The 19,822-nt window shown below is 48.2% G+C and carries 9 protein-coding genes; 3 read left to right on the forward strand and 6 right to left on the reverse strand.

Annotation, left to right across the window (positions count from 1 at the left end):
• Positions 1–107 precede the first annotated feature (107 nt).
• Together BBD42_RS03565 and BBD42_RS03570 are read left to right on the forward strand one after the other, a co-directional pair.
• Positions 108–926 (forward strand): oxidoreductase, encoded by an 819-nt coding sequence (locus BBD42_RS03565; protein ID WP_099517025.1) that lies wholly within the window; start codon positions 108–110, stop codon positions 924–926.
• A 66-nt stretch (positions 927–992) separates the two neighbouring features.
• Positions 993–1,649: a TetR/AcrR family transcriptional regulator gene (locus BBD42_RS03570; protein WP_099517026.1), complete on the forward strand. Its 657-nt coding sequence runs from the start codon at positions 993–995 to the stop codon at positions 1,647–1,649.
• Between the two features lie 308 nt (positions 1,650–1,957).
• Here BBD42_RS03570 and BBD42_RS03575 read toward each other — a convergent pair whose 3' ends face one another.
• From BBD42_RS03575 to BBD42_RS03595, 5 genes are all read right to left on the reverse strand, one after another.
• A complete protein-coding gene (locus BBD42_RS03575) occupies positions 1,958–2,665 on the reverse strand; it encodes a DNA alkylation repair protein (RefSeq protein WP_099517027.1) in 708 nt (235 codons plus the stop codon).
• 142 nt (positions 2,666–2,807) lie between these two features.
• Positions 2,808–6,284 carry a glycoside hydrolase family 2 TIM barrel-domain containing protein gene (locus BBD42_RS03580; protein WP_099517028.1) on the reverse strand — a complete coding sequence of 1,159 codons (3,477 nt, stop codon included), beginning with the start codon at positions 6,282–6,284 and terminating at the stop codon, positions 2,808–2,810.
• A gap of 209 nt (positions 6,285–6,493) precedes the next feature.
• The gene (locus BBD42_RS03585; protein ID WP_099517029.1) at positions 6,494–8,173 is read right to left on the reverse strand and encodes an ABC transporter substrate-binding protein; all 1,680 of its coding nucleotides are present in this window, start codon (positions 8,171–8,173) and stop codon (positions 6,494–6,496) included.
• A gap of 77 nt (positions 8,174–8,250) precedes the next feature.
• A complete protein-coding gene (locus BBD42_RS03590) occupies positions 8,251–9,123 on the reverse strand; it encodes a carbohydrate ABC transporter permease (RefSeq protein WP_099517030.1) in 873 nt (290 codons plus the stop codon).
• Positions 9,124–9,138: 15 nt separating this feature from the next.
• Positions 9,139–10,074, reverse strand: a complete 936-nt coding sequence (locus BBD42_RS03595; RefSeq protein ID WP_099517031.1) for an ABC transporter permease — start codon at positions 10,072–10,074, stop codon at positions 9,139–9,141.
• A gap of 852 nt (positions 10,075–10,926) precedes the next feature.
• Here BBD42_RS03595 and BBD42_RS32125 point away from each other — a divergent pair.
• Complete coding sequence (locus BBD42_RS32125) at positions 10,927–14,445, forward strand: S-layer homology domain-containing protein (RefSeq protein WP_237163357.1); 3,519 nt, start codon at positions 10,927–10,929, stop codon at positions 14,443–14,445.
• A gap of 150 nt (positions 14,446–14,595) precedes the next feature.
• On the opposite strand, the gene BBD42_RS03605 is transcribed toward BBD42_RS32125, so the two are convergent.
• Positions 14,596–19,545, reverse strand: coding sequence for a DUF8499 domain-containing protein (locus BBD42_RS03605; protein ID WP_172455379.1), 4,950 nt, complete (start codon positions 19,543–19,545; stop codon positions 14,596–14,598).
• Positions 19,546–19,822 lie beyond the last annotated feature (277 nt).

Below are 19,822 nucleotides of genomic sequence, written 5' to 3' on the forward strand. Positions count from 1 at the left end.
TCCTCATTTGTCCAGCCTATTCACCATTAAAGTATATTGGCCCTTTACAATTGACCTTAAGTCATTTATAATTGACCACAAGTCAACTATAACAGGAGGAATAAAAAATGAGCAAAAAAGTAGCGCTAATTACAGGAGCATCTGCAGGTATTGGAAAGTCGACAGCCATCGAGCTTCACAACAAAGGGTTTATTGTATACGGTGCAGCCCGCCGCAAAGAGATGATGCAGGATCTCGCTAAATTGGGGATACGCACGATTTCTCTGGATGTGACCAATGAAGAGTCGATGGTCAGCTGCGTGAACGAAATTTTGAAGAAGGAAGGCCGGATTGACGTACTCGTCAATAATGCTGGATATGGCTCATACGGAGCAGTAGAGGATGTGCCGATGGAGGAAGCAAGACGTCAAATGGAAGTGAATGTGTTCGGGCTCGCTCGTATGACTCAGCTTGTATTGCCTAGCATGAGAAAACATAAATTCGGAAAAATCATCAACATTTCTTCTATGGGAGGAAAGGTCTGGACCTCTTTTGGCGGCTGGTATCATGCTACTAAGTTCGCGGTTGAAGGCTTCTCCGATTGCTTGCGATTGGAAGTCGAACCATTCGGAATTGATGTCATTGTCATCGAGCCGGGTGGAATTGCCACCGATTGGGGCGTCATCGCAGCCGAGAATCTCAGAATCGCTTCTGCAAAGGGAGCTTACATGGAGGCTGCCAATAAATCGGCCGATAATATGGTGAAGACTTATTCTGGCAGCAGCCTAACCAAGCCGGAAGTGATCGCTCGCTGTATTGGCAAGGCCGCAACGGTCAAAAAGCCGAAAACCCGTTATCTGGTTGGCTTTGGCGCAAAACCAATGGTATTTATCAAAACCGTTTTTGGTGATCGCGTGTTCGACAAAATGATTAAAAGATTCAGCTAACTGTGTTGTGTTGTCCCTGTTATAGTACGACTCCAAATCGAGTTGTTGTTTGAAATGGAGGTTGAGATGGCAAAGCGTGCAATGACAAATGAGGCAAAGGCCTTGAAGGCCCAATCCATTCTGGATAAAGCGGTGGAGCTGTTTACCTCCTATGATTATGAACAGATCAAGATGTCGGATATTGCAAAAGAAATGAACATGTCTAAGGGTATTTTGTTCGTCTATTTTAAAACAAAGGAATCGTTGTTTTTCCATCTGCTCACCAGGGAATATGAAAAAAGGCTCCAGCATCTGATGAATATGATTATAGAAACACGAATCAATAATGAGGACGATTTCAAGCAACTCGTTATGAAGGAGCTCATCGAGCTGGTCGACCACAATCCTTTGTATATTCGGCTTGAGTCTATTCGCACATCGGTGCTGGAAAAGAATATTGATGCCGAAGTAATGCTGGAGCTGAAATCCGGTCTTTATAACAAAATGATCATAATGACAAATTTGCTGTGCGACAGCGGCATTGTGACGGAAGCCGCAGTGATGGATATTTTCCAAGCGGAAGCCTCGATTATTACTGGCTGCAAATTGTCTGCTACCTTGCCGAATGAAGTGATTGAAATTATTGAAAGAAACGGCATGCATGGTTTTAAGCGCGATTTCAAGGCCGATGTTATGGATACAATGTCCTATTATCTCGATGGTTATTTCCAAGGGAGACGATGAGTCCCCGTTCCTGTCGGGGCTCTGCTTCCCCCTTTATATGCAGAATCGGTAGTTGATTTGGAACTTTAGAGGAGGAAAAAATGCAAAAGAGTCCAGAGCTTATCTATACAAAATGCTAATGCCGTGCTGAATGAACTACTAGGGTTGTCTCATCAATTGGCCTGATTCATGACGGTCTCATGAAAAAGGTTCAAGCCGCTGGGGCCTGAACCTTTTGGAATAGCTTACTCAAAATGTTGAGCGGCATCATGCTGTATGGACGCTTCCATACTCAATGTCAATTGAGAACTGAGCCAGGTCAAGCCTTGTCAGCACCTTACGTATTTGCGCTTGAAGCCGATCTGCCCTTTATCGACGGCCTTCTGAATATTGCCAGCTGCGTCGAGCTGCTTGCTCTTGGCCTTCGAATCCGTCACCTCTACCGGCCCGATAGCTGCGGCGGTTTCGACCGCCTTGGCATGCAGAGGCTCATAGGATACCGCTGTCGTATAGACGAAATAATTCATCGCATATTTGGTGCGCTCAGGAGCATCGTGAATCGTATCGCGGACCGTCGCCAGCATCCCAGCTAGCTTGCTCTCGGAAAATTCACTGTCCGGACGGCTGCCAAGCAGCCAGCAATAACAGCTCCAGCCTGCCGACATGCGCAGCTCCTCGCCGCTTAAAATCCATTTATCGGCCACCTCTTGTGCAATATCCGTTTCCGCCAGCGTTACCGCTACGACGTAATCAGACAGCATAAAGAAATAGGCAGCGTCCAGCCAGCGATCGAAGTCAGCCTCCGTCATCGCCTTAGGCTCCGCAATAACGCCGGCAAAATACATTGCGTCATAATTTCCGGTCGCATAAAGCTGCTCGGCCAGCGGCTGATTTTTTTTCGTTTTCCGGGCAATCGGCTTCATCGCACCTGTCGCCACGCCAAACAACGGCTCATGGGCTCCATTGGAAACATATATTTTTTTGGTGCGCTCCTTGCCGAGCGCTTCAAGCTCCTGCATAACTTCTTCGACATTCATCCGAAATCCCTGCCTTCTGCTCTATAGTAAAGTTTGCTCCGCTATCATCTCTTCCTATTCAGCATCCCCGCTGTACCCCTATTTTAATATGGAACGCAGCTAGTCCAATGACTGAAATGAAGTTTTATTCGTGCTTCCTCTATTATAGATGCAAAAAGCGGAACCAGCCAAAGTCGAAGTTGCTGCCCGGCAGAAAGATGAAGGTCACCTTCTGCAGTCCTGTGACCTGCTCCAATTCAAATGTCCGTTCTTCGTATCCCTCCGACTTCTCGAATTCGACGAGCTGATTGCTTTCGCCGTTCTCGCCAGCGAATCGAATATGGATCGTATTTTTGTCAATCGGCGAGCTCCCACTGATGACTAGCTTCGAAGCGCCTTCACCCGCAAAATCCATATGTGCAAATTCGAGTGAAACATTATTGCCGATGCCTTCCACACGCTCATCTGCGAAGGTAAAGGTATCGCCATATACCCGATCGCAGGAGGCTGCCGCATTTTGCTCGAAAGCCCTATTTTGGCGTTCAAAAGAAAATCCTTTAATATGCACCTTCTGGCGAAGCACGAAGCAAATCGGCGTTATGCCGCGAAGCCTCTTGGTCAGACGATACGTTTCTTCCTGATAGACGTTCCACTTGGACGGCTTCTGATAGATGACGTCGGCAACTAAGCTGCTTCCCTCCACACCGGGCATCCCTTCCCAAATTTGCAGCGTATACGCCTCGCTGGACAAGGCGAAGATCGGCATCGTAATGGTATCGGAGCCATACGGGCCGAAGTCGATATCGTGGAAGCCTACTTGCGTCTCGCCATCCCGGCTTGTCGCTACGCCTCTTTCGTTGCCGTTCCCAACCTCGCCTTTACTGTAATCGTAAAGCCCAGCCGAGATGAAGCCATACGGGTCCTTGTAAGCAGTTCCGAGACCTGCTGCCTTAAACTCAAGCTGGGAAATCAGCTTCGTCTTGTCCGTGCCGTTCTTACTTGTACAACGCAGACGGAAGGCACCGTCGCCGATAGCGGATATTTTCGCCTCAAGCCCATTCGCTTCGACCTTGGCAATATTTGAATCAATCCCTTCGTCCGTTACGGCACGCCATTCCACGTCTCGATACGACGTATTTTCCGGCCATAGCTTAGCTCGAACAACGATTTCTTTGGTCGATTCATCTATGATTTGCCCAGAGCCGCTAATCATTTCGATTTTTCGAAGCGGCGTTTCCTCATCCTCTCCCGTCACGCATGCCAGCTCTTGATTGCTCGTATTTGCTGAAATGCCGTTCAAGCTTACATCGTTCACATCGATCACATCGCTTGTAGGGTGCGACTCAAATTCCGCCACCTGAGCTTGCATCCCCTTGGAGGAAACCTCGATTCGGATTTTCCCCGGCTCAAGCGTCGCCCCGATAATCGCCATCAGCTTGCCGCTGAACAATCTTCTGCTTGTTCCCTTATACGGATCAAAATCCGTGCTGTCGCCATTATCAAGCCCAAGCAATCGGCCTGCGCCTGTCACCTCGACGTGAACACGATTGTTCGCGTTGTCTACCGAATGCCCCTGATCATCCAGCATACCAATTTCCACAAAAATCAAATCTGTACCGTTCGCCGTCAGCACCGCTTTATCGGCCTCAAGACGAAGCTTTGTCGCATCCCCAAACGAGGCTCGAACATCGGTTGCGATTACGTTGCCATGCTCGTCATAGGCGATAGCCTTCATTTCCCCTTCCGCATAAGGCACCTTCCACCAACCCACAAGCTTTGTTCCATGCTCGTGATCAATATTGTAAGTTCCAATCGTATCCCCATTAAACTGCAATTCAATCTTCGGGGCATTCGAACAAACCCTGACATCGATCATTTGCCCCGCATTAAAATCCCAATACGGGAAGAGATGGACCATCGGCTTCGTTTTATAATCTGTCCAAGCCGCCTGGTAGATGTAATAGGAATCCTTCGGGAATGTAGCCGTATCTAGCTGGCCAAAATAGGAATTTTTCGTATGATACGGCGTCGGCTCTCCGATATAATCGAATCCCGTCCATAAAAACTGGCCAAGCGAAAACGGCGTATCCCGCTCCGCCAAAATACAAGCCTCCGCCGACTTGGCGCCCCAGCTTGTCGAGCTGTTCCCCAGGGCCGAGCATTGCTCATCATCGTCGGCAAGAATTGATTTTTCGAATGGGAAATGATAAATCCCTCTGCTCTGGACGACCGATGCGGTCTCGCTGCCGTAGATGATCCAATCCGGATGCTCCTCATGATGCTTGCGATAATATTTTTCCGCGTAGTTATAGCCCGCAACCTTTACGATATCGGCGCATTTCTGCGCATTTTCCCACGGCATATAATTCGAGCCAATCGTAACCCGGGCATTGTGCTTCGGATCGAACTCCAATACATAGTCCATGAGCATTCTGGTTATTTCCTGTCCTCGCTCGTCGGCATGCGTATCGTAAATTTCATTGCCGATGCTCCACATGAGCAGGCTTGGATGATTCCGATCGCGGAGCACCCAGCTTTTTACATCCGCATACGCCCAATCCTTAAAAAACCTTGCGTTATCGTAAGCCGTCTTGGATCGCTCCCACATATCGAAAGCTTCCGTAACGACGAATAGTCCCATTTCATCCGCCAAATCCATGAGCTCTGGAGCTGGCATATTATGCGCTGTGCGAATGGCGTTCACACCCATCGCCTTGAGCAGCTCAAATCTTCTTCGCAGCGCATAGATGTTGAATGCTGCTCCTAACGCACCAAAATCATGATGCTCGCAAACCCCATTCAATTTCAGCTTTCTCCCGTTGACCTGAAGCCCCTGCTGCGGATCAAGAATAATGCTTCGGAAGCCCAAAGGCTGCGAGAGCATCTCCAATTTCTCACCTTCATCTTCGCAGCGCTCTTCCCCGCCGAATTCCGGCAATTCCCGCTGCAATCGCGTGGTGATCTGATACAAATTCGGTTCGTCCGTACTCCATAAGAAAGGATCATGAACGGTTAACGTTTGGCTATTTTTCGTGACAACGCCGCGTCCAGCCTCTACCCGCTCCGAAGCGGTTGCGATCGTGCGCCCTTGAAAGAGGATATTATGCGACAACAGCACATCTTCATCAAGATGTACGTCCGTTTCTACTTCCACTAGCCAAGTGCCGCCCTCTTGCTGCTTGGTTGCAACATAAACACCGCCCGTCACGATGTAATTGTTGTCCCGCTCCTTGAGCCAGACGTTGCGGTAGATGCCTGCTCCCGAATACCAGCGGCTGTTCGGGCTCTGATGCACCACCTTCACGACGATTTCATTTTCCCCATCAATGAGCGCAGACGTGATATTGTGCTCGAAGGATGCATAGCCATTTTTCCATTCGCCTACAGGCTGGCCGTTTACGTATACGGTAGAATCCATGTACACGCCGTCGAAGCAGAGCAAGAGCTCACGATCACTCCGCGACCTTATAAACGTCTTGCGATACCAGCCAATACTATTCTCGTAAAGCGCCAATGTATTATAAATCAACCAATCATGAGGAAGATCGACCGGATCGAAGCGAAGCCCGGCATGTTCGGCAACGTCCAGACCGCTTTTGGCAAATGCCCATCCATCATTGAAAAGTATTTTCGTATTCATGGTCCAACAGCTCACTTTCATAGGTTTTGAGATAAACAGGCTAATAGCTCAAGGTGAAACGGCTGTCCCCGTCCTTGGAGGAGCGGCGCGTTTCATTCCGAGAAATATAGCGATAGGATAACGAAATGATCCCCTTTCCTATATTTTCAAAAAGGGCTAGGTGCGGCCCCCTAAGGGAGACTGCACACCGAGCCCTTTGCTTTTAGAAATTAATAGCCTAAGACGCTTTTCGTCTTCTGGAAAATATCATTTGCCATCTCCGTATAACGCGTGCTGCCATTCGCTTCAACCTGAGCCTTGTAGCTATCCCACTTGTCGAAGCTTTCTTGGCCAATAATAAACTTTAAGGTCATCGTCTTGACGAAATCCATAAGCGGCGTCGAGATCAATTTCATCTGTTCATTTTCCTCTGTAGTGGACATGATCGGCGGTACGAGCTTGCGCGCCTCCCGTGTCGCTTGAACGCGGCTTACGAAGTCCTGCTCGCCTTCGGTCATCTTGGACATTCTCAGCTTCTCAGAGCCGCCGTAGGCGAACATCCCTCCGGCAAAGCCGTAATCGACGTTCAGCTGTTTTGCCGCTCCTTCATTCATCCCGTTGTAATAAATTTCCGGATTAAGCACGACATTTCCTTCCGCATCAAGCGTATACGTCTCGCCTTCTACGCCCCATAGGCTGAGCATTTGTCCTTCATTGGAGTACCAGAACCAGTCTATGAAACGAAGCATTTTAATAAAACCTTCTTCGCCCAAATCATCAAGCGCATTCTGGCTGATCATAATGCCGTTTTCCAAACGGGAGGTCTCGACCTGAAGCTGTCCTTTTGGCCCGCCGGGCTGGGTAATCATATATAATTCGCTGTTCGGATCTTGCATTTTGCTCTTGAAATCAGCCAGTACCTGATAGATCCCGCTTATGACGTAAGTGTCGCCTTTGAAAAATTTAGCTTTTGCCACATCATCTTCTTGTGTAAAGGTTTCAGGGTCCATAATGCCTTCCGTAACCAGCTTATTGAAATAACCAAGATAGTTTTTGAAGTCATCCGAGTCATCGGCAAATACGAACTGCTGCTTATCATGGTCAAAAACCAGACCGTTAGACAAACCCCAGCCTCCTGTAACGCCATACTGCACACCGGTAATGTTCAAAGCCGATTCGCCCTTGAACTGGTCGGAGATGACGTATTTTGCACCCGTATGCTCCTTAACCTTCTTCATTGCTGCGTAGAAATCCTCGTACGTCCAATTTCCTTGCTGGCCCTCGACGTCTACTCCTGCCGCTTCGAACACATCTTTGCGTATAATATAGGAATAACCGCCGCCAGCGATCTCCCACATGCCTGGAAGGACGTAATATTTTCCGTCTTCCTTCAGCTTGGCTTTCAAATCCTCTTCCATTCCCCAGTCTTTCACGGCTTTCATATAGTTCGGCATGTATTGCACCCAATCACTGACGGGTACAATTTGGCCCGTTGCCACGAAAGCGGATTCATCATACGTCTTAGGAATAATATAAGGCGCGTCTCCACTATTTACCAGCAAAGACTTCTGATTTTCATATTCGGTTCTAGCTGTAATCGACAAATCGAAGGTTACATTCGTTTTTTCCTGAATCGCGCTCCATAGTCTCCAGTCCTTTTTATAAGGATAATTCTCATGGTCGCTGTACATCATGGAGTAGGACACCGCTTCATTGGAGTGGAACGTCTGGTCTTCCCCAAAAGTATAATCCTTAGCTTCACCCGCTGCCGGCTCGGTCGTGCCTGCCGCGTTTGATGCAGCCGGCTTGTTGTTGCCGCCCGAAGTCCCTTCGCTTCCAGACGTGCATGCCGTCATAAACATAAGCAGCAGCGCCAGCAATCCCATTACAAATGATTTACCAAATTTCATCGTTTTGCCTCCCCTTATTGGTTCGAGCTTTTTTTTATATATAACGGAAACGCCTGAAGCGCCCCCCATTATATCGCTTAGCCTTTGACAGCCCCGATCATCATTCCCTGCACAAAATACCGCTGTACAAACGGATAGATGCAAATAATAGGCAGCGAGGTCAGGACCATAGCTGTTGATTTGACGCTTGCCGCGATTTGGCTTGTCTGCTCGGACGTAGCCCCGATTTCAGTCGGACTGACCGCGTTGTCGATAATTTGCTTCAAATACAAGGCAATCGGCCATTTTTCCTTCGACTGCAAATAGAGGGATGGTCCGAACCAGTTGTTCCACATGCCGACGATAACGAACAGCATAATGGTGACTAGAATCGGCTTGGATAATGGAAGAATAATTCTTGTGAAAATGCCGAACACGCCTAAGCCATCGACGCGCCCCGCCTCTTCCAACTCACCGGGCAAGCCAGCAAAAAACGTCTTCATCAAAATCACATTGAACGCGCTGATCGCCCCTGGAATGACGATGGCCCAGATCGTATCTCTCATTTCTAACGTTTTTGCAATCAGAATATAGTTAGGGATGAGACCGCCGCCAAAATACATCGTAAACAGCACGAACGGTATAAAAAATTTATTGAGGCGCAGCTTTTCTTTGGAAAGCGGATACGACATAACAGCCGTCGCCGCCACCGCGATGAACGTGCCAATGACCGAATAAACAATCGTATTCCAATAGTAAAGGAAGAAATCAGGCTTGCTTAAGATGACCTCATAGGTTTTGGTCGTAAATTCCACCGGAAAGATCGTCACCTTGCCCGCATAAATAGCAGCTTCCGAGCTGAAGGACTGGGCCACGAGATAGACGAATGGATATAAGGTAAAAATGACAACCAGAATCATAAATAATCCGTTTAAGATGTTAAAGGTGCTAAAGCCCGAGGTTCGTTTCACTTGAACGGCTCCTTTCTACCACAAGCTGGATTTCGTCGTCCGCTTCGATACTGCATTTGCGGTCGTCACTAAAATTAAACCAATAATGCCTTCGAACAGCCCTACCGCCGTCGCATAACTAAAGTTGCCGCCGGTAATACCCATCCGGTACACATAGGTGGAGATGACGTCCGCCGTTTCATAGGTTAGCGGATTGTACAAAAGCAAGATTTTCTCGAAGTTCGAGCCAAGAATGCTGCCAATGTCCAAAATCAAGAGCACCATAATCGTTGGCAAAATGCCCGGAATGGTGACGTGCATTGCGAGTCTTAATCGGCTCGCGCCATCGATTTTCGCCGCTTCATAGAGTGCGGGATTAATGCCGGTCATTGCCGCCAAATACAGGATCGTTCCCCAGCCTAGGCTTTGCCAGACGCCAGAGGTGACGTAAATCGCCGGAAACCATTCGGGCAAGGAAATAAATGATATTTGCTCAAAGCCAAACGAGTTCAATACGCTGTTGATCGGCCCCGTTAAGGAAACGATCTCCTTCACCATCCCCGCCACGATGACCATGGATATAAAATGGGGAAGATACGATACCGTCTGCACAAACTTCTTCCACTTGACCCTCCGCAATTCGTTCAGCAGCAGCGCGAATATCAACGTAATCGGAAATTTGACGAGCAGATAACTCACGCTGAGGTTCAGGTCATTGAAGAAGGCTCTCCAGAACGTCGGGTCCTTCATAAACATTTCGAAATAAGTGAACCCTACCCATTCCGAGCCCAAAATATTTGGCCCGCCCCTATACTTCCGGAAGGCAATAATGTTCCCAAGCATCGGCGCATACTTGAAGATGAGAAAGTAGATCACCGGTATAATGAGGAACGAATACAGCTTCCATTCCTTTTTCACATGTTTCCAAAGCGGCGTTGGATCTACAGCCTTGGCTCGTGCATGAGCTGCCATTGCATCATCACTTCCTTATGAAAATTTGCATTTTGCATGTTATTAAAATGAATCTTTATACAGCTTGACGCTGATCGTCCATCCGCCCTCCCTAAAACGCCAACCCCCGAAATGTTATTCGGTGAACCGTTCAAATTATCTTTTCAACTTCGTAACCGCTTTCACTAATTGGAGCAATAATGGATGGCGAGGACGGCTTGCAGCTTGCTAGCTCCACCTACACACATCATGAAATTCCGAAACTTATGAGCTGCCCGTTCCTTCACCACTCCATCAATTTAGCGAAATCGCCCCCAATCATCAATGTTCAATAACCGAAAAGGATGCGCAATTACGGAAAATGGACGATTTACAATTTGAAACGGATTGACCGTTTCCCGAATTTACGGGGTGACATGGAAAAAGACGACTTCCAAGGGTTGGGAAGTCGTCTTTTTTATCTGTTTGGCTGTCGCTGATATACCGCTTGTTTCATGACTAAAATATGCCCGCTCTCCAGCGCTTCAAAATATCTTTGTACTCGTCGCAGGACTCGAACGAATAGAACGTGTTGCTGCACCTGTATCAGTATTGAATAAATATTAAAAATAATGCATGATTATTAAACTTCCATTTCGAATATAGCAGCCTGCTCATGGATATACTGGACTGCCACTTTTAATTCATTTATCTTTCGAAATATCACCGATTTTCATTTTTCAACTGATTTATTGGGGAGTAGCTATTATAATCCGTTCGAGCTGGCGTGGGGACGGCTAGAGCAGCATTTACTCTCTCTAAATTTCTGTTTACTGATACAGAATAATGATATATTCTGGAATAGAATTACGAGACAATTTAGGAGGTAACATCATGGCATTCAAAAAGATGACCGCAGCACTGCTTGTATTTTTGCTCTTAACGACATCGCTTGGCGTGATTCAGACTCATGCAGCTTCACCAACGACTACAGGACTGAATCTGCCCTTGGTCAAAACATATAAAGCCGGAGAAGTGCTTAACTTCACCGTGGTATTTATTGAAAATGTGAACGTGACGGGCGGAACGCCTGGCTTGCAGCTCGATATTGGCGGGACGATGAGGGAAGCATCTTATACTTATGTGTCCGGCTCCTCAAAGTATTTGCAATTTTCTTACAAGATTCAACCAGGCGATAATGATGCGGACGGCATTCAAGTCGTAGGCCCCGTTCAATTAAATGGCGCCTCTATAACGAATATTGCTGCGGAGGCCGCTGATCTCGGCAACGGTTTTGGCCCAAGCGGTGCATTAGTGCTGGATACCGCTATAAAGATAGATACGGTCACTCCGAGTATTCTTTCCGTCAGTTATCCTTCTGATCAAACGTATACTGTCGGCGAACCGCTCTTATTTACTGTGGTATTCTCTGAGAATATCGTCGTTAACACCCGGTATGGCAAGCCCTATCTCAGTCTCAATATCGGTGGAACGGAAGTACGCGCGGATGCAGAACAGTATTTATCCAATGGATCCAATCAGATTGTATTTCAATATATCGTAGAAGCTGGACTTGAAGATCTCGATGGAATTACGATCGACAATGAAATGAAGATGTACGGAGGCACGATTGAAGATGCCGCACATAATTCGATCAATCCGGTTTTCCCGAATGGAACGGTTACAGCTCTTCCCGGCGTACAAGTTAGTGCTGGTGGAGCTTCGTTCATAACGGAAATCCCTCATGCAGGTTACTATAAAGAAGGCGATATTTTGAATTTCGCATTCCTTTATAATCCGGGCGTGACCGTAGACGTGACCGGCGAGCCTTATCTCCCCTTGTTCTTCGGCACGACAGAAGCACCGACAGAGCACCAAGCAAAGGTTGCGGCAGTATCCGGGAACAAGGTTATATTCCAATATATGGTTCAGAGCGGGGATGAAGCTCTGAACGGTATAAGGGTCGGCAGTGCAATCCAATTGAACGGCGGAAGTATCATCGACTCGAGTGTGCCGACACCGTTGCCCATTGCCGTTAACAAGCTTGCGCTTTCGGACGTGCGAGTCGATGCCGTACTCCCTAAAGTGCAGCATTTCTTTTACACTCCGATCAACCAGAATTACGTTACAGGAGAAAGCTTTGAGTTCAGGATTCGTTTCACGGAGCCCGTAAAGGTCAGCGGTACTCCGAGTTTGTCGTTAATGTCTGGTGCCCGCTCCGTAGCTCAGGCTGTATATGTGTCCGATGTACCCGGCTTAGAACCGACCGATCTCGTATTCCGTTATACCGTTCAAGATACGGATAGAGATGTCACTATTGACGCATTAGGATTGCTTGACAGCACGAACGGAACGATTGTCGATAATGGAGGCAATGCCAGCCAGGCGGACACTGCCTATACGAACTTTGTCCAAATTTTTCTAAATGCTGCTGCTCCGACAATTACGTCGGTCGAAGTGCCTGAAGCAAAAACTTATTATGCGGGCGATGAATTGCTCTTTAAGGTTCATTTCTCGGAAGTCGTGCGGGCGCGTATAAGCCCTGCTATTTTGCCAATTACGATTGGCAGCAACACGGTTAATGCAATGTATGCCAGCGGGACACGTACCAATATCCTGACATTCAAATATGTGTTGCAGGCTTCTGATTTGGACACCGATGGCATTGCGTTAGGAAGCTCCTTGCTTCCCAATGGAGGAACTTTAATAGGTAAAGATGGAAGCGGCCTCCAAGCTAATCTGGCGCTTAACAACGTTGGAAGCACGTCCGGCATTATCATCGGACAGGCCGCACCGCAAGCACTCCATGTGAGCATCACGGGAACGGCTCAGGTTGGCTCAACCTTAACCGGAAGCTACACCTATAACGATGCGAACTCGGATGAGGAAGGTGCGAGCTCATTCAAATGGTACCGATCCGATGATGCGCTCGGGGCGAACAAAACAGCAATCTCGGAAGCAACGACAACCTCCTATACCTTACAGGCGGCCGATCTTGGAAAGTACATGAGCTTCGAAGTGACGCCGATTGCGCAGACAGGAACGATTACGGGATCGGCAGTGGAGAGCGTATTGACCTCGGCTGTCGCAGCAGCATCAGTAGACGTCCCGACAGTTCCGACATCGCCAGTAAACGTACCAGCATCGACAACGAACGATACTACAACAAGCGTGGATGTGCTCGTTAACGGCAAAGTGGAACGCGCGGGAACAGCAACAACATCCAAAGTTAATGGACGAACCGTAACTACAGTAACTATCGACCAGAAAAAGCTCGAGGACAAGCTCGCGGCGGAAGGCCTAGGCGCGACTGTCATCATTCCAGTGAACGCCGAGTCCGATATCGTCGTAGGCGAGCTGAACGGGCAAATGATTCAAAACATGGAAAGTAAGCAAGCAGTTCTGGTATTGAGAACGAATCAAGCCGCCTACACGATCCCCGCACAACAAATCAACATTGATTCGATCTCCGACCAGATTGGCAAATCGATTGACCTGAAAGATATTATGGTGCAGATTGAAGTTGCGAAACCGACCGCGGATGCGGTAAAAGTGGTGGAGAATGCAGCGAATAAGGGAGCCTTCACCATTGTCGTTCCGCCGATTGAATTTACAGTTAAAGCGATATATGGAGGTAAAACGGTTGTCGTATCCAAGTTCAGCGCCTATGTTGAACGCACGATTGCCATTCCGGACGGTGTTGATCCTAACATGATTACAACAGGCGTTGTTGTGGAAGCGGACGGATCAGTTCGTCATGTACCTACCAAGATCATCTTAATTGACGGCAAATATTACGCAAAAGTAAATAGTTTGACCAATAGCACATACTCAATCATATGGAATCCAATAGAGTTTAGCGATGTTGCAAATCATTGGGCTAAAGAAACGATCAACGATTTGGGTTCACGCATAGTCATCAACGGCACAGGAGACGGTTCCTTCCTTCCAGAGGCAGATATCACTCGTGCTGAATTCGTGGATATTCTCGTTCGCGGATTGGGACTTAAGCCGGAAAACGAAGCTGCTCCTTTCTCGGACGTAAAAGCTTCTGATTGGTATAACGGCGCGATTAGTACCGCCTATTCGTATCATTTGGTCAACGGCTTGAAGGACGGCAGCTTCCACCCGAATACTAAGATCACTCGCGAAGAAGCCATGGTCATCACCGCTAAAGCGATGAAGATCACTGGATTGATAGCTAATTCTGGTCAATCGCTCGACACGATACTAAGTCCATATACAGATGCGGCAAAAGCATCAAGTTGGGCGCAAAGCGGCATCGCAGACAGTATACAAACTGGCATCATTACGGGAAAAAGCGGCACAAATCTTGCTCCGAACGATTATATGACCAGAGCTGAGGCTGCTACGATCGTTAAACGCTTGCTGCAAAAATCAGATTTGATTTAGATGGTTATTGTAGCTCGACAAAAAAATCACCCTGTCCTCTCGAAAGGACAGGGTGATTTTTGTTCGCACATCACGGTAACGGCTTCCTCTATGTTCGTTTTCGCAGCGAGATTGTATTCATTTGCTCCCGCACCTTCCATAATGCTAACCTTACTGGTTCTGCCAAGCCAACATGTTGATCAGAACGGTTACTGCCTCCGCTCTCGTTGCATGGCCATTCGAATTAAACCGGTTATTCCCCATACCTTGAATGATGCCAAGATTTTTTATCGCGACTATTGCGCCTCTCACCCATTCAGGAATATCCTTGTCGTCCGCGAAGCCCGTTGCTCCTGATTCGGTCGGAAGCTTAAGCGCATTGGAAATCATATCGACCATCTCCGCACGCGTTATTTCCGTGTTCGGTCGGAACGAGCCGTCTTCATACCCTTTAATAATACCTTCTTGCACGGCTTTCGCGACGGCTTCCCGTGCCCATGTCCCAATATTTTCCGCATCTATGAAGCTTAGCTCCCCTCCCACTGTCTTTGGCTTCAACGCGTTCATCAGCATGACTACGAATTCAGCCCGAGTCACAGTGTGGTTCGGTTTGAAAGTACCATCCGGATAACCATTAATAATGCCACCTTGTACGGCTTGCTTAATGGCCTCCTCAGCCCAGTGCCCATTAATGTCGCTGAAAACAATCGTCGGTTGAGGATTTGTAGAGGGATTCTCTTCAGATCCATTATCAGTAGGATTGCCAGCGGAACCACCATCAGATGGAGTTGTACTTGGAGGCGTCGATCCGTTACCTCCAGGGGCAGCATTCACGGTTACCGTATATGTCACCTTCGCGATTCCGTCCTCTGCGGTAACGATGACTTTCTTACCTGTTGCCAATATGGTAGCCAAGGTATTACCGTCAGAATCGTATACATTGAAAGCTGCATTCGTTGCTGGCGTAATCGCCGCCTTGAATGCGGCTAACGTTGTACCATATGGAATATTCGTAATGGTTTCGTTAACCGTACCTCTTGAGCTTACGATCCCTATCACAGACGTTAGCGTAGCCACATTGCTCTTCGCAATGCTTACCGTAACCGTCCAGTCCTGCGTGCTGCCATCTTCCGCCTCCACCGTGTACACGGCAGGAGCAGAGAAGTCATTCTCGGTTGTTCCACTCACTTGATCTACCGTGCCGACCTTGGCGGATGCCTTGGCAGACAATACAAACGTAGCAACCAGGGTGCTCACGTCCGTTTCGTTCGCTACTTCAATTGCAATCGTGTGTGCTGCCGCATTAATCGTCGCTGCTCCCGTTTGTTCCGCTAGGCTGAATGCTGTAATCGCCTTAGCGCTGCTCGCAGCAGCCGTCGCAACGCTTACCGTAACCGTCCAGTCCTGTGTGCTTCCATCCTCCGCTTTCACCGTGTACACGACCGGAATAGAGAAGTCATTATTGGTTGTGCCACTCACCTGATCTAACGTGCCGACCTTGGCAGATGCGTCGGCAGACAATACAAACGTGGCCACCAAGTTGCTCACGTCCGTTCCGTTCGCCACTTCAATCGCAATCGTGTGTGCTGTTGCATTAATCGTCGCTGCTCCCGTTTGTTCCGCTAGGCTGAATGATGTGATGTCATTCGCGCTGCTTGCAGCAGCCGTCGCAATGCTTACCGTAATCGTCCAGTCCTGCGTACTGCCATCTTCCGCCTTCACCGAGTATACAACCGGAGCAGAGAAGTCATTCTCGGTTGTTCCGCTCACTTGATCTACCGTGCCGACCTTGGCGGATGCGTCGGCGGACAACGTAAACGTAGCAACCAGGTTGCTCACGTCTGTTCCGTTCCCCACTTCAATCGCAATCGTGTGTGCTGCCGCATTAATCGTCGCTGCTCCCGTTTGCTCTGCTAGGCTGAACGCTGTAATCGCCTTCGCATTGCTTGCCGCGACACTCACTGTGACCGTCCAGTTCTGCGTGCTTCCATCTGCTGCCTCCACTATATAGGTCACTACATTCGTAAAATCATTCGCGGTCGTACCGCTCACTTGATTCACCGAACCAACCATTGCCGATGCTCCCTGTGATAATGCGAAGGTGGCCACAAGGCCATCCAAATCCGTTCCATATGCCACTTCAATCGCAATCGTATGTGCTGCAACATGAATCGTCGCTGCTCCGGTCTGCTCTGCCATGCTAAACGCTACAAAGTCTTTCGCGCTGCTCGCCGCGACAGTCACCGTGACTGTCCAGTTCTTGGTGCTGCCATCCTCCGCCGTCACGACATAAGTAAGCGGGGTCGTGAAATCATTCGCCGTCGTACCACTCACTTGTGTTACATTACTGACTTTAGCTGCGGCTCCCGCCGATAATGTGAAGCTCGCTTTTAGACCATTCAGACTAGTACCATTCCTCACTTCAATCTCAACCGTTTGCGCGGCAGCATTGATCGTTGCTACTCTGCTTTGCTCCGCAAAGCTGAATGCTGTAATATCGTTTGCACTGCTCGGCGGCGCAACGGTCACCGTAACGACCCAGTTTTGCCTTGTTCCATTTTCCGCCTGTACCACATAAGTGACGGGATTCGTAAAATTGTTAGACGTTATGCCGCTTCTTTGAGATACGCCATTAATTCTGGCGCTGGATGCTAAAGTTAACGAGAAAGTGGCGACCAAATTAGCCACATTCGTGCCGTTTTTCACCTCAATGTCTACCGTGTGGGCAGCTGCATTGATCGTTGCCGGCTTGGTTTGTGAAGTAAAGCTGAACGCCGTAATGTCTTTTGCATTGCTTGCTTCAATATAGACATTGACGAGCCATTCCTGAAAGCTGCCGTCTGCCGCTGTTACGACATATGTGACAGGTGTTCTCATATCGTTGGCAGTAGAACCACTTACTTGAACGGTACTGCCGATTTTCGCTGTCGCTCCAGGAGACAAGGAAAACGTTGCCTTCAAATTAGACAAGCTAGTCAGGCTGGTTCCGTAGGCGACCTCAACATCTACAGTATAGTCAGTCGTATTAATAACGGCCGCTTTCGTTTGTGTAACCCCTATTACTGAAAATGCCGTGATCGCTTTCTCGCTGCTCTTCGTCACGGTGACTGTCCAATTTTGCGTGCTGCCGTCCTCCGCCTTCACCTCATAGATGACCGCATTTGTAAAGTCATTGACCGTCGTCCCGCTTACCTGAACAACAGAACCAACCGAAGCCGTGGCTCCAGCAGCTAACGTGAATACGGCTTTCAAACTAGTGATATCTGCGTCGCCCGCAACCTCTACCGCTATTGTATGGGCAGCCGTATTAATCGTTGCTGCTCCGGTCTGTTCAGCGAAGCTGAAGGCTGTAATATCCTTTGCACTGCTAGCGATGACGCTCACGGTATAGGTAACCTTCGTCATGCCATCAACCGCAGTTACAATGACCTTATGACCAGAAGCCAGAGTCGTCGCCACAGTCGTTCCGTCGGCATCGTAAATTTCAAACGTCGCATTCGGTGCTGGCGTGATTTCTTCCTTTAATATAGCTAATGAAGTCCCGTATGGGAGGTTTGTTATCGTTTCATTCGCCGTTCCGCCCTGGCTGACAATTCCGATACCGGAAGTCAATGTGGCCGCAGAGCTTAGTGCGGTCCACTGTGCATATAAGGTCGTATATGGCATAATCTGCAAAGAACCGCTATAGCTATTCCCGTGCCCGTTCGGCTGTGTGTTCCAGCCGCTGAACGTATATCCCGTCCTCGTTAGGTCAATTGGGCCCGCATACACACTGGCCGTTTCACCCGGAAAATACGAATTGGCATCGCTTGGAACCGTCCCGCCAGTGTTCCCATTCCCGTCATATTGCAGCTGAAACAGAAAATCCTGCAAATAAGGATAGCCGTTATTACGCTGCGGATCTACCGCCCATAGGTTTACAAAATCCCACCCGGCAACAGGTCCTTTCATACTTGCGTCTAGGTAGAGACTACCCACATTATTTCCCAAGTCCCTGCTGCTCAAATTTCCTACATCAGCAATTCCGCTCACATTCCCGCTGGCGTAGCTGTTGCTATATGACCCTGTACTATTAGCGTAATCATACCCAATCAAACCGCCCACATAATATGATCCGCTTACATTCCCTGTGGCGAAGCTATCGCTGATGGAGCCGGCTATTTCAAGATTGCTGACCAAGCCCCCGACATGCTGCTCTCCGTATACATCCCCAGTGGAATAGCTCTTGCTGATTGCTCCATAATTGTAGCCAGTTAAACCACCCGTATAATACGTTCCGTTCACCCGGCCCGTGGCGAAGCTGCTGTCAACTGTTCCAATGTTGCTGCCCACTAAGCCTCCTATACTTTGTCCATCCAACATTTCCCCGGTGGCGTAGCTGTAGCTAATTGATCCATCATTCTCGCCTACCAAGCCCCCTACTGCATAATCTCCTTTCGCGTCTCCCGTCGCATAGCTATGCGTGATTGCTCCTGTATTGCTGCCTGTAAGCCCGCCTGTTCCATACGCTCCATTCACATCCACATTTGCAAAGCTATGGTCAATAATCGCATTCGCATTGAAAAGCGTGACACCATTGTAACCAACTAAACCGCCCGTATGATCGGCTCCATTTACTAGACCAGTTACATAGCTGTTTGTGATTTTACCTTTATTAGCGCCAACCAGACCGCCTACCGAATTCCCCCCGCTAACATTCACATCTATCAGCTTTATATTATGAATAACACTCTCTATGCTGGTATTACCGAACAATCCCAGGTTACTGCTCTGCTTATCGATAGTCAGCCCAGAAATCACAAATCCATTGCCATCGAAATTCCCTCGAAAAGGTGTATTCGACCTATCCCCAATCGGCGTCCAGTTATCCTTATAGCTGCTGGTGCTCAAATCAATATTTTTTGTCAGCTTAAAATAAAGATCCTTGTTCAGATAAGTACCCCTGATCAGGTTAAGCTGATCGGCCGTTCCGATAAGATAAGGGCTGTTCGATGTGCCATTACCAGAAAATTCATTCGCCGCGAACGCTTTGCCGCTTTCGAAGCCTCCTCCAATTGTGGCATTCCATAACATGACCGCCGTCATCAGCACGACCAGCCATTTTGCTCCCGATCTACGCATTGCTTTGTTCCCCTCCATTATCCTTGAGACGTTTATAAATAAGCTTATTACAGCCAAATAAAAGAATAATGATAGAATTTGACTCGAAAACGTAAAAACCGCACAGCACCAAGCCTTTGCGGCTTTTATAATGAAGTAAAAAAATTTATTGCCCTCTAATCACCCTTGTTGATTCTGAACCAGAACCAGATCCAGGTGCTTATCCAGATCATTGGAAGCAATATTCTGTCCATAGTGTGTAAAATGAGGATTTTCTCACCTCTATTAACACATTTTC

Source organism: Paenibacillus sp. BIHB 4019, from assembly GCF_002741035.1.
Classification (GTDB): domain Bacteria; phylum Bacillota; class Bacilli; order Paenibacillales; family Paenibacillaceae; genus Pristimantibacillus.